The organism is Caldicoprobacter sp. (assembly GCF_047459465.1).
Lineage (GTDB): Bacteria > Bacillota > Clostridia > Caldicoprobacterales > Caldicoprobacteraceae > Caldicoprobacter.
Genome location: NZ_VSCO01000041.1, coordinates 1 through 13,756, shown reverse-complemented (window position 1 = coordinate 13,756; position 13,756 = coordinate 1). Strand labels below are relative to the sequence as shown.

The following is a 13,756-nucleotide window of genomic DNA, read 5'->3' as shown; positions in this document are numbered from 1 at the left end:
CTGATGAAATTGTCCCAACAAGCTTTAATCTGTGCTCAGCAGCTGATCAAAGCCGATGAAAAAGTTCTTGATGCCATAGCCGCTGAGGGGTTTAATAATATAATAGGCTTAATAAACAAACTCAAACAGACAGCCGGCCAAATAAAAAGCCTTATAGACAGCGCTATCACCAAAGCCGAAAGGCTACTGGATGAGCTTGCAGATGAGGTAGAAAACCTAAAACGCGGGGTAAAACCCTATCCTCGAAACCTACTGGCCCTTAAAGAAGAAATCGCACGTACCCTCTCTACTAAATATGGCGATAAGGTGCAGGTACACATCCTTGCCGATTTGCTTGAGATCAGGGATATGCGATGGAAAAATGCCGTAGAAGCATATCTTCACACTCAAAAATTCTACCTTATAGTGGAGCCGGAGCATTTCTTAGATGCCCTAAAGGTGTATGACAGATTGAAATTTGAAAAGGGCTTTTACGACCTGGGGTTGGTGGATACCGGCAAGCTAGCCCAGCTTAAGCCAGCCGCCATGGAAAACAGCTTGGCACAGGAAGTAGAAACATCCAACCGTTATGCCCGCATGTTCGTCGATTTTGTAATGGGCAACGTCATAAAATGCAACGATTTGGAGGAACTGCGGAATTATCCGCGGTCGATAACCGATTCGTGCATGCTGTATCAAAATTTTGTGGCACGCCAGCTGCACCCTGATCGATGGAAAAATCCATATATTGGTCGGAGGTCCATTGAGGAGCAGATAGAAAACAAGACAGCACAGATAGCCCAGATTGAAAAAGAAGTCACAAGCTTTAAAAACCTGTCCAACGCTTTAAGCAACATATATTCCATGGAATCCATAAACCTCAATGAAGCCGAAAATATCACAGAGGTGCTAGAACAAAGCAAGAACATACCTGCCTTGGAAGAAAAACTTGATGCCATAGTAGATGAACTGAGCAAACTAGACTTAACCTGGTTAGAACAGTTAGACAAAAAAATAAAGAAATTGGAAAAAGAAATCGAAAACCTGAAAAAGCAAGAAAATGACTGTTTGATCGAGCTTATCGACCTTAAGAACAAAAACAAATATATAACTGAAAACAGTATACCTAGTGCAAAGCAAAATATCGAGCTGTATCAAAACCGCATAAACAGCCAGTTCACTGATGAGTGGGTTCAAAAGGTAGGTGAACCGCGCTTTCAAAAGGAGCTGTCCAGTAGGGCTTCGGCAAATGAAATATACAATAACTTTTACAGCCAGTTGGCCAGAACACAGAGCCAGATGAATAAGAAATGGGAGGAGCTGGTGTCAGCGCGTGCAGAATATAACCGAGAACACCGCATGTCATATGATATAAACCTCCCCGACAACGCTCCATATGAAAAGGAGCTCAACGAACTTAAGGACATCAAATTGCCTGAATACCTGGAGAAGATCAAGGACGCCAAAGAAAAGGCTTTTCAGCAGTTCCGCGAAGACTTTCTGGCCAAGCTCAAAGCCAATATAGACATGGTCAAAGAGCAGATTGAAGAACTCAACAGCGCTTTGAAGGAGAGCAGCTTTGGTAATGACCGCTATAGATTTGTAGTCAGTCCCAGGCCCGAATACCGTAGGTTTTACGATATGATCACCGATGAGCTGCTTATGGACGGTTACAACCTGGCGTCTCACGTCTTTTTCGAAAAGCACAAGGACGCCATTGAAGAGCTATTTAAACAAATTACCGACATAGACCTGCAAACCGACGCCGATACCAGAATTGAACTTGAGAAGAATATCAAGCGATTCACCGATTATAGAACCTATCTCACATTTGACCTGATAGTCACCGACAACCAGGGCAGGGAACAGCGGCTATCAAAAACGCTTCGCAAAAAATCTGGCGGTGAAACCCAAACTCCTTTCTATATTGCCATGCTGGCCTCATTTGCCCAGCTATATCGAACGAGATACAATAACGAATCGGGTAACACCATTCGGCTTATAATGTTTGACGAGGCATTCAGCAAGATGGACAGCGACAGGATACAGGAAAGCATTAAGCTTTTGCGTAAGTTCGGACTGCAGGCCATACTGGCGGCCCCTTCCGAAAAAATAGGCGACATAGCCCCCCTTGTGGACCGAACCCTGTGTGTGATAAGGAGCGAAAATAGGTCGTTTGTCAAAGCCTTCGATGCTAAAAAGTTAAAGGAGGAGTTGCATGAACTACAGGAAGCTGATACTCAACCGATTGCTAGATAAATACGAAAGGAGCAGCGCATATAAAAGCACTTCTAGAACCAAGAGAAGGATTCTCATAAATTTATGTTCCAACGAATTCCCCGAATACAATATAGAAGATACCATCGCAAAGGAACTCATCAATTCGGAAATAATGGACCTTCAAAGAGAAGGCTTAATCGATTTTGAATGGATGCGCTTCGAAAAGGGCAACATCATCAGCCGCATATGGCTAAATCTGGACGCCTTGCAGGAAGCATACAAGCAGGCCGAAAGAATTCCCAAGCGACAACAGGTGGAAAATGCTCTTGTCTGGGTGCGGGAGCTTAAAATGCGCATCACCTCCTCATGGATCCGTGCCTTTTTAGACGATGTGCAAGAGTGGATGGAACAAAAGTTGGACATACCTTCCTTCCTCCCAGAGGACAGCCAACATTTGCAAAACCTCTTAAAAGCATTGCTATTTATCGATACCAAAGGTGAAGACGAGCTGTTGGAACGGGTGTTCAGCTTAAGGTGTTTCGGCGATTCAAAATATTTCGAGAAGAACTTGCGGCGGAAGCTATTGGTAATTATTAAAAAATATTGGCAGGAAGAAGATCTGCAAGCAGGAGAATGGACCGATGATGAAATCTTATCCCTCATCGGCATTGTCAAAGCTCCCGAGCAGGTGGATTTTTGCGGCAACGTATTGGCGTCCATAAGAGGGCGTGACGTTGACTTTTCCCCTCTGATACACGGGGTGTCCATCAACGCCCCAACTATACGAGATATGGTAATTTCCGATTTACCAAATGTTAAGCGCATCCTTTTTATAGAAAATAAAGCCAACTATGTAGATTATGTATTTAGAAGAAAAACCGTCGATGAGCTGATAATATACCATGGTGGTTTTTACAGCCCTGTAAAAGGACTTTTCTTCAAAAAAATATATGATGCCGCTTGCAGGAGCAACATCATATTTTACCACTGGGGCGATATGGACCTGGGAGGGTTTCAAATATTCCATCGCCTCAAAAAGCAAATCATCCCCACGCTTCAACCTTATCTTATGGACCTTGAGGCCTTTCTATCCATGAAGCGTTTTTGGCAGCCGCTTGACGCCAAGTACGCTAAATCCTTGGAAAAGCTGCTCCATGACGAGGATTACAAGGAATTTCATCCGCTCATACGGGTCATGTTAAAGGAGAGCGCTAGGATAGAGCAAGAGGCCTTCCTAAGCTGTGAATGATACCTAGAAGCAAACAAATCCCCTTTCCATGCATTGCTTAACTTTTCACCGCATAATCCTCCGCCATACAAAGCAGCATCACCAATGGAATGCTATTTAGCACCCTTTAAAGAATGTACATATTCCGCATAGTCCTTATCCGCTTTGCTGATATGGTTGACGAACCAGTCGACGATTCTCTTGTTGAACTGAATGATGAAAGGAAGGCTGGCTCCATCCTGTTCAAACTGCCTCTTCATCTCCTGGACTTCCTGCAAAAAGAACTGGTGCAGTTTCAGATGCTCAGCATACTTCGGATAATTGTGCCGCTTCTGATATTCCTGCTCAAAGTTGAAATGGGTTATGACGTAATCCGAAAGAAAGTTAAGGGTGCTGCCAATTTCCTCTTTTGCCCTTCCGGCGGCGCTTGCTTCCAGCAATTTGTTTATAGCATCCACCAGTTCCTTGTGTTGATTATCAATTACGTCAATTCCTATCTCCAGCTCCTTCCTCCACTTTATGGCCATCTTTTAAAAACCCCCTTTCCCCGTAAAAGCATCCTTATTTAATATGATTTTTAAACAATTTTCGCCAATTTCAAACCGATATATTAAACTAAACAGCTATCAATTCCTCAGTTGTGCTCTGCGCCTTGCACAGCTGGCTATATAGGCCGCCCGCCCTGAGAAGCTCATCGTGCTTGCCGGCCTCTATTATTTCACCATCCTGCAGGACAATTATCTGGTCTGCATTGCGTATGGTGGACAATCGATGGGCAATCACTATGGTAGTCCTGTTTTTCATAAGGTTTTCCAGAGCTTCTTGAATTTGCTTCTCGGTCTGAGTATCCACCGATGATGTGGCCTCATCCAGAATCAATATTGGAGCATCTTTAAGCAATGCTCGTGCTATGGAGATCCTCTGTTTCTGGCCTCCCGACAGCTTTACCCCTCTCTCTCCTACCCTGGTATCGTATCCTTCAGGCAGCTCCATTATAAACTCGTGGGCATTAGCAGCCTTTGCAGCTGCAATAACCTCTTCATCGGTGGCATCCGGCCGCCCGTACAGGATGTTCTCCTTCACGGTGCCGTTGAATAGAAATACGTCCTGCGATACCATGCTGATCTGCTTTCTCAGGCTGCTCAGCTTAATTTTCCTTATGTCCACGTCATCTATTAGAATCTGGCCCGCATCAGGGTCATAAAACCTGGGTATCAGATTGGCAATGGTGGTCTTGCCCACCCCGGTAGGACCTACCAAAGCTACCATCTCGCCGGGGTTGACCTTAAAAGACACGTTTTTCAAAACCGGTACGTCATCCACATAGCGGAAGCTAACATTTCTAAATTCTATCTTGCCCTTCACCCTGTCTACCTCTATCGCATCAGGAGCATCCTTTATCTCGGGCTCCTCATTCAATATCTCAAATACCCGTTCGGCGCTGGCTAGAGCATGCTGTATCCCCTCATTGATCATGCCAAATGAGGTTATGGGTTGATAAAAGGAATTAAGGTACAGCAAAAAAGCTACCAAGTCCTCTAAGGCCAATTGATTGGACAAAGCCAGCCTACCGCCAAAGAATATGACTATAACCGTTCCCAGGCCGGATACAAACTCTATGCTGGGATGAAAAGCATTACTCAATTTGAGGGCGCGCAATATTGCCCTGGTGTAGGCGGCTATCCGCTCCAGAGTCCGTCTGCTTTCATACGCTTCCTGGGTGAAAGCCTTAATTTCCTTAATCCCCGAGAAATTATCCTGGAGGATTGCGCTAACCTCTGCGATTTCCTTCTGGGCTTCTTTGAACATCGGACGGGATATCTTGCTGAACTTGACGACCATCCAGAAAAGCAAGGGAATTGGTATGAGCGTATAAAGTGCCAATTGCAAATTCATGGAAAACAAAATGGCTGATACGCCAACGAGCATCAATGCATTAACCACAAGGGTTGGAATGGCGTGAGCCAGCAGCTGCTCAAAGTTTCGCGTGTCATCGAGAACCCGCGACATGAGCTCTCCGGTCTGTTTGTCATGGAAAAACCTCAATGACAAATTTTGCAGATGGTCATACAAATCGCTTCTAATATCCTCCAACATCTTCCATGCAGCATAATGGGATATGTAGTTGGTACCAAACTGGGATATGGCTCTCAGCAGATATATAGCAACCACGGCCAGTGCAAGAAAGTTGATCTGAGCTATACTCGCTATGCCTTGTACGCTCTGCACCACCGTGCTTATCAGGTTGCGAATCATCCAGGGGCCGACCATATTCATTGCAGTGACCATCACCATGCAAACAGTAGCCACAAATATGTGAAGCCTATAGGGCTTCATATACCGCATAAGCGCCTTAAGCTCCTTCATAGGAACCCCCCTTCAGCTATTTACTACTAACCTTTCATAAGCTTATTCAGCAAACTTTTAAGGGTTATCAACTCCTCTTGGTTTAAGGCCCTCATCCTCTCCTCTATATTTTTCTGATGTTTGGGAATTAGCTCTTCCTTTAGCCTCCTGCCTTCTTCGGTAAGTTTTATCAGCCATACCCGTCTGTCGTCCTTACTATGCACACGATAAACCCATTTGTTTTGCTCCATACGATCAATCAATCCTGTCATGTTGCTGGCATTGCAGTTGAGCTCCTTGGCCAGTTCGTGGCTGGGGATGCCCTCATCGTCGATGTGGTACAGCGCATGAAACTGGGGCCAGGTGATTCCGTTTTGTGTCAACTTATTGTGCAGTTCCCTCTTGATGCCGTTGTAGGCATCCTTTAAAGCCTTGTAAACTTCCAGCTCTAGCGAGCCGTTCACCTACATCACCCCCATTGAACTTGCCTACAGCCTATCTACCTTTCTGCTTACCTTAAATGTGATGGAACAAATATGGCTTCAATATTGTAACCATCTTTTGATGCTTTAATATCGCAACCATCTTTTAACCAGTACGTAAAAGTTAAAAAATAAAAATTTGCTATAGGAAGCCTGCAAAATATTTCAATATTTCATATATGAATTATACGGCATTTAAATAATAGGTGTCAATAAAATTTATTCCCAAAAAATAAAGAGGTAAGCGTAAGCTCACCTCTTGTTTCTTTAGCGTCCGATTTTGTTTCAGCAATTGCACAGCTAACCTTTAAGACCTGTGGTTGCAATGCCTTCAACCAGATATCGCTGGAAGGCAAAGAAGATTATGAGCACCGGTACCAGCGAAAGGGTTGACATGGCCAACAGTCCGCCCCAGTTGGTTTTGGTAGTAGCATCGTTAAAGGCTCTCAAAGCCAATGAAACGGTATAAAGCTTGGGTTTATTCAAATACAACAGAGGCCCCAGGAAATCGTCCCATTTCCAGTAGAACGAGAAAATCGTGGTGGTGATAATAGCCGGTTTGACCAAAGGTACGATGATCCTGAAAAATATTTCGTATTTATTGCAACCATCTATTTTAGCTGCCTCATCCAACTCGGAAGGTATTCCCCTAATAAACTGCATGATTAAAAACACGAAAAATGGACCAGCCGTAAATGTCGGCACTATCAATGGTTTAAACGAATTAACCCAATTAAACTTATGAAACATGATAAACTGGGGGATAATGACCACCTGCGCCGGCAACATCATCGTCATCATCATGCATGCAAACCAAAAATTTCTTCCTTTAAAATTCACCCTAGAGAAACCATAGGCCACCATTAAGGAGGAAATAACCGTGCCTATCGTCCCAACTCCTGAGTAAAACAAGGAGTTTTTGAAAAAGACATCGAAGGATGTTCCGCCAAATCCCTTCCATCCTTCTATATAATTTTCTATAATCCATTTCTCGGGAATCAGTATGTGGGCAGTAGCAAATATTCTTTCATTCTCCTTAAAAGAGCTAAAAATCATCCATAACACAGGATAGAGCATCAAAAAGCTGAACAACACCATCAACACATGATAGGCGATATTGCTCCAATTTATCCTACTCTTTTTCATAATTGATTTCGCCATATTAGCCCTCCTTGGCCTCATAATATACCCAAAACTTAGATGTCTTGAAAAGCAGAGCTGTCAGTATACCTACTACCACCAGCATAACCCATGCCATGGCACAACCGTATCCCATTTGGTAATACTGGAAGGCCTTGCGGTACAGATACAAGGCATAAAAGAGTGTGGTGTTAAGCGGCCCACCGCCAGTAATTATAAGCCCCTGTGTGAATATCATAAAGCCGTTGATAAGCTGCATGATCAAGTTGAAAAATATTACCGGCGATAAAAGCGGTAGGGTAATGCTAAAAAACTTACGGAAACGGCCCACTCCATCTATCAGAGCAGCCTCATAATAGGTTTCGGGTATCTGCTTGAGTCCCGCCAGAAAAATGAGCATAGAAGATCCGAATTGCCATGCCCCCAAAAGGATTATAGTCCATATGGTATAGGTTGGATGTCCCAACCATGCTATGTTAGATTTTATCCCAATAAAATTCAATATGGCGTTTAAAAGGCCATCTTCCGAGAATATCCTTCGCCACATCACTGCGACTGCCACGCTTCCGCCAATCAAAGAAGGTATATATAATGCAGAGCGATATATGCCTATGGCTCTGGTTTTTCGGCACAGCAACATGGCTACCAGCAAGGCAAATACTAATCTTAAAGGCACCGCAGTAAAGACGTAATAAAAAGTAGCCTTAACCGACTTCCAGTACAAAGTATCCTTAAAAAACATCTCTATATAGTTGTCGATCCCAATAAATTTGGGAGAAGAAACGATATTATACGATGTAAAGGAGAGAATGAAAGAATACACTATGGGATAGACAGTAAAGACAAAAAATCCTATAAGCCATGGTGCAATGAAGACATAGCCTACAAAATTTTCCCTCTCCCAAAATGAAAATACATCACCGTATCTTGTCGCCTTTTTCGAAGTCTTAATTGCTGCTTCTCTCATTATCCACCCTCTCGCTCCTTGCTTAAAAAATTTTTATAGCACAAACCGTCCTTTAAGCAGCTTAAAGGACGGTTTATGCTCAAATTCCTCTTAATGAATGGGCTTTATTGCCCGCGGGCCAGGATCTCATTAGCCCTTTCCATAACCTTCTTAGCAGCTTCTTCGGGAGTTATCCTCTGGAATAAAACCTCCTCGTTAACCTCTTTGATTAAAGCCGTTACCTCGCTGGCTGCTGCAGGCTCTGGCGGATCAATGGGCCCTACGTACGGAACTATGGAATCGATGTATTTAAAGGTCTCTAGCACGCTCTCGCTCACCGTATCGGCCAGAGCCTCCCTTACCTTCTTGGAAATGGGGACCCCTCTCTCAGCCTTCAGCACCTTGTTGGCCTCGATGTCGTTTGTCCAGAAGTTCAAAAATTCTACTGCTATATCCTTATGCTGTGAGGACTCGGCTATGCAGAAGAACTGTGAAGGTTTAATATACAATCCTGGTTTATCGCCCTTGGAATACTTGGGCATAATGACAAGCTTCAGCGGCCTCTGGGCAGTGTCAGAATATACTACAGCAAAGTTGCTCCACACCGGCCCTCCAAATGTACGTCCCACCACTATATTGCTTTCCTCCACGGGCTTTGAGATCAAAAGCTCTTCGGGTGAAGGCGTTACACCTGCTTTTAGCATCCTCAGCTCCATTTCAAAGAAGTCTTGGATGATGGAAGGATCATCAAATCCAAGGGACTTTCCGTCGGCGCTAAACATCGACTTGCCCACTGAACGAGCGAAATATTCAATCATGAATTTGGGGTCATCCACTAGCGGAATATCGGCCATCACACCGGTTTTCTCGTAAATGGTCTTGCACATCTCCTCAAAGTCTTCCCAGGTCCAGCCCGGTCCAGGCAAGGATAGCCCCGCCTTTTCAAGGACCGCAGGATCGAGCAACATCCCCAAAGCATTAATCCCTAGAGGCACAGCATAAAGCTTTCCGTCAAATTTTCCGCCTGCTAGGAAGTTATCATCTACATCCGATAAGTCTAACTTGCCCGACTCTACGTACGGCGTCAAATCGGCCAGCAAATTATTGTCCACATACTGCTTAATCTTAGCATAGTCGTGCTGTACAATATCGGGAAGGCTATTGGCAGCAACATATGTGGCCATCTTATCCCAATAATCGTTCCATGCAGCAAACTCGTGTTCAAACTTCACGTTGGGGTACTTCTCAGAGAACATATCGAGAACCTGTACAGTTAAATCGGCTCTTTGCTGTGAACCCCACCAGACTATCCTTAAGGTAACATCCTCCTTAGAACCCGATGGCTCCTCGGCCTTTTGCTCCTCCTTTTGACCTTGTTGCGGCGTCTTTGAATCATCACTGGCGCTAGAACACCCTGTCAGTACCAGCGATAACATGAGCACCACCGCTAAGGCCAACACAATTGCCTTCTTCATAAATTCTCATCTCCTTTTCTTCAAGTTTTGAACTCTATTAACTTCTATACACATTCTAGTATGCACCGCTGACCTCAATCCATAAAAAAAACTGTGCATTTTGTTCAAAAAAACAACCTAATGCACAGCCTAAAACAATAAACTTGGTTTTAATCATTGCGATAGCAGCTTTTCCATATACTCTGTAGGGGTATAACCTGTATACTTTTTAAATACCTGGCTGAAATACTGCGGATTTTTCCCTAACCCCACTTGCTGAGCAATTTCATATACCTTATCGCAATTGCTGTTCTTCATCAGTTCCAACGCTTTCTCTATCCGAACCTTCGTCAAATAATGTGAGAATTTTTCTCCCGTCTCTTTTGAAAACAGCTTGCTTAAATAAACCTCATTCATATAAAGCACATTTTTTGCAATCCACTTGAGCGAGAGGTCCTCATTGCTAATATTGGCTTCAACATACTTCATCAGCTTATCCACTATGGCGCTGCGCCTTTTTATCAACCTCATGTGATTTTCATTGGCCAGCTCCTTTGCGGCATTCAAGATAAATTGTTGAATTTCATTTATACTATCCATATTTTGAAGATCAACGGTCTTTTCAATATAACCTGCCACCTTTTCATAAGGACATCCCCTGATGATCTTCATATAAAGCTCAATACAGTGAAGCTTGGCAAGGCTAATGACGCATCCGCTCTTTTTAAGTTCAGAGAAAAACTGGTTAACCAATGATTCTACCTCTTGAATGTTTCCGCTTTTGATGGCAAGGGTAATCCTCTCATCTCCCAAAGCCAGTACTTCATTTTTATCCTCTCCAACCAGAAATTCGATATCCTTGGGGGTTATGATGCTGCCCTCTTCGAAATACATGGAATACTTAAAACACTCCTGCAACTGTCTAAACACAGCCGGCATATCCTTAAAGCAAGCCTTATCGCCGTAAGACACCGTAGTCTCGATATTGCTGTATTCAAAAAAGGTGCTTTTTACCTTATCTATGATCCTCAACAGCGATTCATCTTCCATAGGACGCACCAGGAGCATAATCTGATTTTTTATTATAGTCTTATAGTATATCTCATCTCCATCGCATACCTCTTCTATCACATTGCCCAAAGCATGTACGCTTTCAAAGTTGTACTCCTCGCTCACCTGAAATATTACCATCCTCAAGAGTTCTTGCTGTTTTATGTTCAATAGATTGCAGTAATAGTCCAGCTCTTTTACCGTATAGCCTTTGCCCATGACATAATCCCTTATGAACTGCTCCTTCACCAGAGGTAGAATCTTTTGCATGGTTTTTACATTTTTTTCAATGAATTGCTGCCTCTTCTCCCTCTGAACGATCTCGGCCCTTGCATTGTTTAGAGCCTCTATAATTGTATTCTCATTGCAGGGCTTTAAAAGATAGTATTTAACGCCATATCTCATTGCCTGGCTGGCCAGTTCAAATTCTCCATACCCTGAAAGCACGATAAATACTATGTCTTCATAAATCTCTTTAGTTTTTCTTATAAGTTCCAAGCCGCTCATCACCGGCATTTTGATATCGGTAATCACGATATGGGGCCTTTGTTTTTGAATCATGTCATAAGCCTCTATGGCATTCTCTGCAGCGCCTATGAAGCAGAAGCCATGCCCTTCCCAGTCAATAATCTTTGAGATGCCTTCCCTTATTATTCGTTCGTCATCCACTAATAGGACTTTATACATCGCTGCCACATCTCCTTCGTGGAATACTTATGATCACCGTCGTACCCTTGCCCAACTGGCTTTCTATTTTTATTCCATATTCCTTGCCAAAGGTCATTTTAATCCGTTCGTCAATATTCTTCAACCCTATGCCTGTCCCCTTCGGCTCATATTCTCCTCTATTGATTTTAGACAACAATTCTTCGCTGATTCCCGGCCCGTTATCGTGGATATAAAACTTAACCTGGTCTCCATCGATACGCGCTTCCAACCTTACTACGCATGTGCCCAGCATATTCTCCAAAGCATGGTTTATAGAATTTTCTACTATAGGCTGAAATGAAAGTTTGGGTACATAATAGTCAAAATAATCTGGTGCAACATCTACCTCAAATTTTAACCTTTCACCATATCTCATCTTTTGGATGGTGATATAGCTATCCAAAATTTTAAGCTCCTCTTCAACCAATACCATGGGCTCCTTCTTGCTTATAGAGCTGCGCAGCAGATACCCCAGTGCCTCCACCATCCTCGATATCTCGTGCTGCTGGTTGAGCTTAGCCATCCAGTTTATGGAATCAAGGGTGTTGTACAAAAAATGGGGATTTATCTGGGCCTGTAAGGTCTTGTACTGGGCATCTTTGATATCAATTTGCTTGGCATGGTCCTCCTTTATCAATGTGTTGATCTTTTTTATCATGATATAAAAGTTTTTCTCAAGCTGTCCTATCTCATCCATGCGGTTCTCCTTAAGCTTTTCTTCATCCACAAGTTCAAAAGCCCCATTTTGTACCAGCTTCATCTTGCTGATAAGCCGCTCCAAAGGCTTGGTAAGGTTTTCGGCCAACTTAAAGCTCATCATCATTGCCAGCAAGGTAAAGGCAAGCATCGATAGGAGCACTACATTCTTCATAACCGTCACTATGCGAAAAATGTTCTGATAGGGTATTATATTGAAATAGACAAACCCTGTATATTTGGCAGTAGTATAGGTGACAAAATAGCTCACATCATCTTTTTTCACTATGTCGTATCCATAATCCCCGGTAAACTTAAACAAATCTGTACCATTAAAGCTGTCAAAATTGGAATATACCACCTTTCCGTTTTTGTAAATCATCAGGTTAAGGCCATATGTTGATGATAAATACTGGTCAACCAATCTATTAAAATCAATCCGCATAATTAGAACCCCGAGAGGTTCAAGGGAGAAATTTTTGACGCTCCTCAAAGCTCTAGCACAAATGAGGGAACCCGTTTCATAGGAAAGATCCATTATCACAAAAGAGCCTTTTTGGGCAACTGCTTCTTTAATGATCTCCTCCTTTATATCTTCTTCCAAACTCCTTGGATATTTACCGGCCGTCACTTCGTTTCCCTTGTTATCCACAAATATAATGCTGCTTATATATCGGTCATCATATGCAATATTTACTGCCCTCTCGGATAAAAGCTTCAACAACCTAAACCGATCATATGAATTATCGCTCGTATAAACCGAATATGCGTATTCCTGTACGTTAGGATCTGTGATGATTCTAAACGATATGTTTTCCACTTGCCTTAAGTGATTTTCAATGCTTGAGGCTGAAACACTTAAAATATGTGCGGCTTGATTATAAATTACATCATTATATCGTTTGGTCAGAAAATAAAGGAGAGACAAGCTTATAATGCAAATAAAACATAATGTCAAGATTTGGACAATCAAAAACTTGTTCCTAATTTTTGCATTATTATAAAACTTACAGAACTTATCTATAATTTTATTGATATTGAGCTTTTTATCCTTCTTCCCCATATTATTACAACACCTAATTTTCTTATAATTAAATATATCCTTTATAGGCTCGATTCATGTATTATTATATTATTTTAATACATAACGGGACATCCTACAAGTATCACCGTAAGATGTCCCGTTATTGCTAAGCATTCATTCCATTATAAATTATAATCTACCATGATCTATTATACTTTTCACATTTATGAAAATTTCCCTTAGTAACCAGTAACAAAGCTCCCACTACAAACAAGATAACACCTAACATCAAAATCATATTTATATCTAACCATAAACCTGTTTGTACAAGCTTTCCCTCTTCTTTAGAATCTTTTCTGTCAGAACTCTCACTACCCTCAGCCTTTCCTGCTTCTTCAGATTTATCGGGCTCTCCTGGCTCGTCAGATTCACTGTGCTCTTCCGGTTTTCCTGGCTCTTCTGGTTCTTCCGGTTTCCCTGGTT

General features: G+C 42.6%; 10 protein-coding genes and 1 pseudogene. 2 read left to right on the top strand and 9 right to left on the bottom strand.

The genetic code is table 11. The features are described from left to right. Together FWJ59_RS04365 and FWJ59_RS04360 are read left to right on the top strand one after the other, a co-directional pair. The coding region (locus FWJ59_RS04365; RefSeq protein ID WP_414480765.1) for an ATP-binding protein at window positions 1-2,238 on the top strand (2,238 nt) is incomplete at its 5' end. Further along, window positions 2,198-3,448 (top strand): Wadjet anti-phage system protein JetD domain-containing protein, encoded by a 1,251-nt coding sequence (locus tag FWJ59_RS04360; RefSeq protein ID WP_414480764.1) that lies wholly within the window; start codon window positions 2,198-2,200, stop codon window positions 3,446-3,448. The genes FWJ59_RS04365 and FWJ59_RS04360, both read left to right, overlap by 41 nt. 92 nt (window positions 3,449-3,540) lie before the next feature. Here the strand turns inward: FWJ59_RS04360 and FWJ59_RS04355 are convergent, their stop codons facing one another. The 9 genes and pseudogenes from FWJ59_RS04355 to FWJ59_RS04315 all read right to left on the bottom strand — a co-directional run. Continuing rightward, window positions 3,541-3,954: a bacteriohemerythrin gene (locus FWJ59_RS04355; protein WP_414480763.1), complete on the bottom strand. Its 414-nt coding sequence runs from the start codon at window positions 3,952-3,954 to the stop codon at window positions 3,541-3,543. A gap of 88 nt (window positions 3,955-4,042) precedes the next feature. Next, window positions 4,043-5,794 (bottom strand): ABC transporter ATP-binding protein, encoded by a 1,752-nt coding sequence (locus FWJ59_RS04350; RefSeq protein ID WP_414480762.1) that lies wholly within the window; start codon window positions 5,792-5,794, stop codon window positions 4,043-4,045. Window positions 5,795-5,820: 26 nt separating this feature from the next. Continuing rightward, window positions 5,821-6,237 (bottom strand): MarR family winged helix-turn-helix transcriptional regulator, encoded by a 417-nt coding sequence (locus FWJ59_RS04345; RefSeq protein WP_414480761.1) that lies wholly within the window; start codon window positions 6,235-6,237, stop codon window positions 5,821-5,823. 318 nt (window positions 6,238-6,555) lie between these two features. Continuing rightward, complete coding sequence (locus FWJ59_RS04340; protein ID WP_414480766.1) at window positions 6,556-7,401, bottom strand: carbohydrate ABC transporter permease; 846 nt, start codon at window positions 7,399-7,401, stop codon at window positions 6,556-6,558. 16 nt (window positions 7,402-7,417) lie between these two features. After that, entirely contained in the window at window positions 7,418-8,362 is a 945-nt protein-coding gene (locus FWJ59_RS04335; protein WP_414480760.1) for a carbohydrate ABC transporter permease, read from the bottom strand. A gap of 104 nt (window positions 8,363-8,466) precedes the next feature. Beyond that, complete coding sequence (locus FWJ59_RS04330; protein ID WP_414480759.1) at window positions 8,467-9,816, bottom strand: ABC transporter substrate-binding protein; 1,350 nt, start codon at window positions 9,814-9,816, stop codon at window positions 8,467-8,469. Between the two features lie 153 nt (window positions 9,817-9,969). Then, window positions 9,970-11,532 carry a response regulator gene (locus FWJ59_RS04325; RefSeq protein WP_414480758.1) on the bottom strand — a complete coding sequence of 521 codons (1,563 nt, stop codon included), beginning with the start codon at window positions 11,530-11,532 and terminating at the stop codon, window positions 9,970-9,972. Beyond that, complete coding sequence (locus tag FWJ59_RS04320) at window positions 11,525-13,069, bottom strand: histidine kinase (protein WP_414480757.1); 1,545 nt, start codon at window positions 13,067-13,069, stop codon at window positions 11,525-11,527. Before FWJ59_RS04320 ends, FWJ59_RS04325 begins: the two co-directional genes overlap by 8 nt. Before the next feature lie 400 nt (window positions 13,070-13,469). Then, window positions 13,470-13,756, bottom strand: a pseudogene (locus FWJ59_RS04315) (hypothetical protein); the annotation flags it as partial.

Bases quoted from the DNA above. Each gene is read 5' to 3' on its own strand.
- FWJ59_RS04360 (WP_414480764.1), top strand. From the start codon at position 2,198: ATGAACTACAGGAAGCTGATACTCAACCGATTGCTAGATAAATACGAA.
- FWJ59_RS04355 (WP_414480763.1), bottom strand. From the start codon at position 3,954: ATGGCCATAAAGTGGAGGAAGGAGCTGGAGATAGGAATTGACGTAATT.
- FWJ59_RS04350 (WP_414480762.1), bottom strand. From the start codon at position 5,794: ATGAAGGAGCTTAAGGCGCTTATGCGGTATATGAAGCCCTATAGGCTT.
- FWJ59_RS04340 (WP_414480766.1), bottom strand. From the start codon at position 7,401: ATGAAAAAGAGTAGGATAAATTGGAGCAATATCGCCTATCATGTGTTG.
- FWJ59_RS04335 (WP_414480760.1), bottom strand. From the start codon at position 8,362: ATGAGAGAAGCAGCAATTAAGACTTCGAAAAAGGCGACAAGATACGGT.
- FWJ59_RS04330 (WP_414480759.1), bottom strand. From the start codon at position 9,816: ATGAAGAAGGCAATTGTGTTGGCCTTAGCGGTGGTGCTCATGTTATCG.
- FWJ59_RS04325 (WP_414480758.1), bottom strand. From the start codon at position 11,532: ATGTATAAAGTCCTATTAGTGGATGACGAACGAATAATAAGGGAAGGC.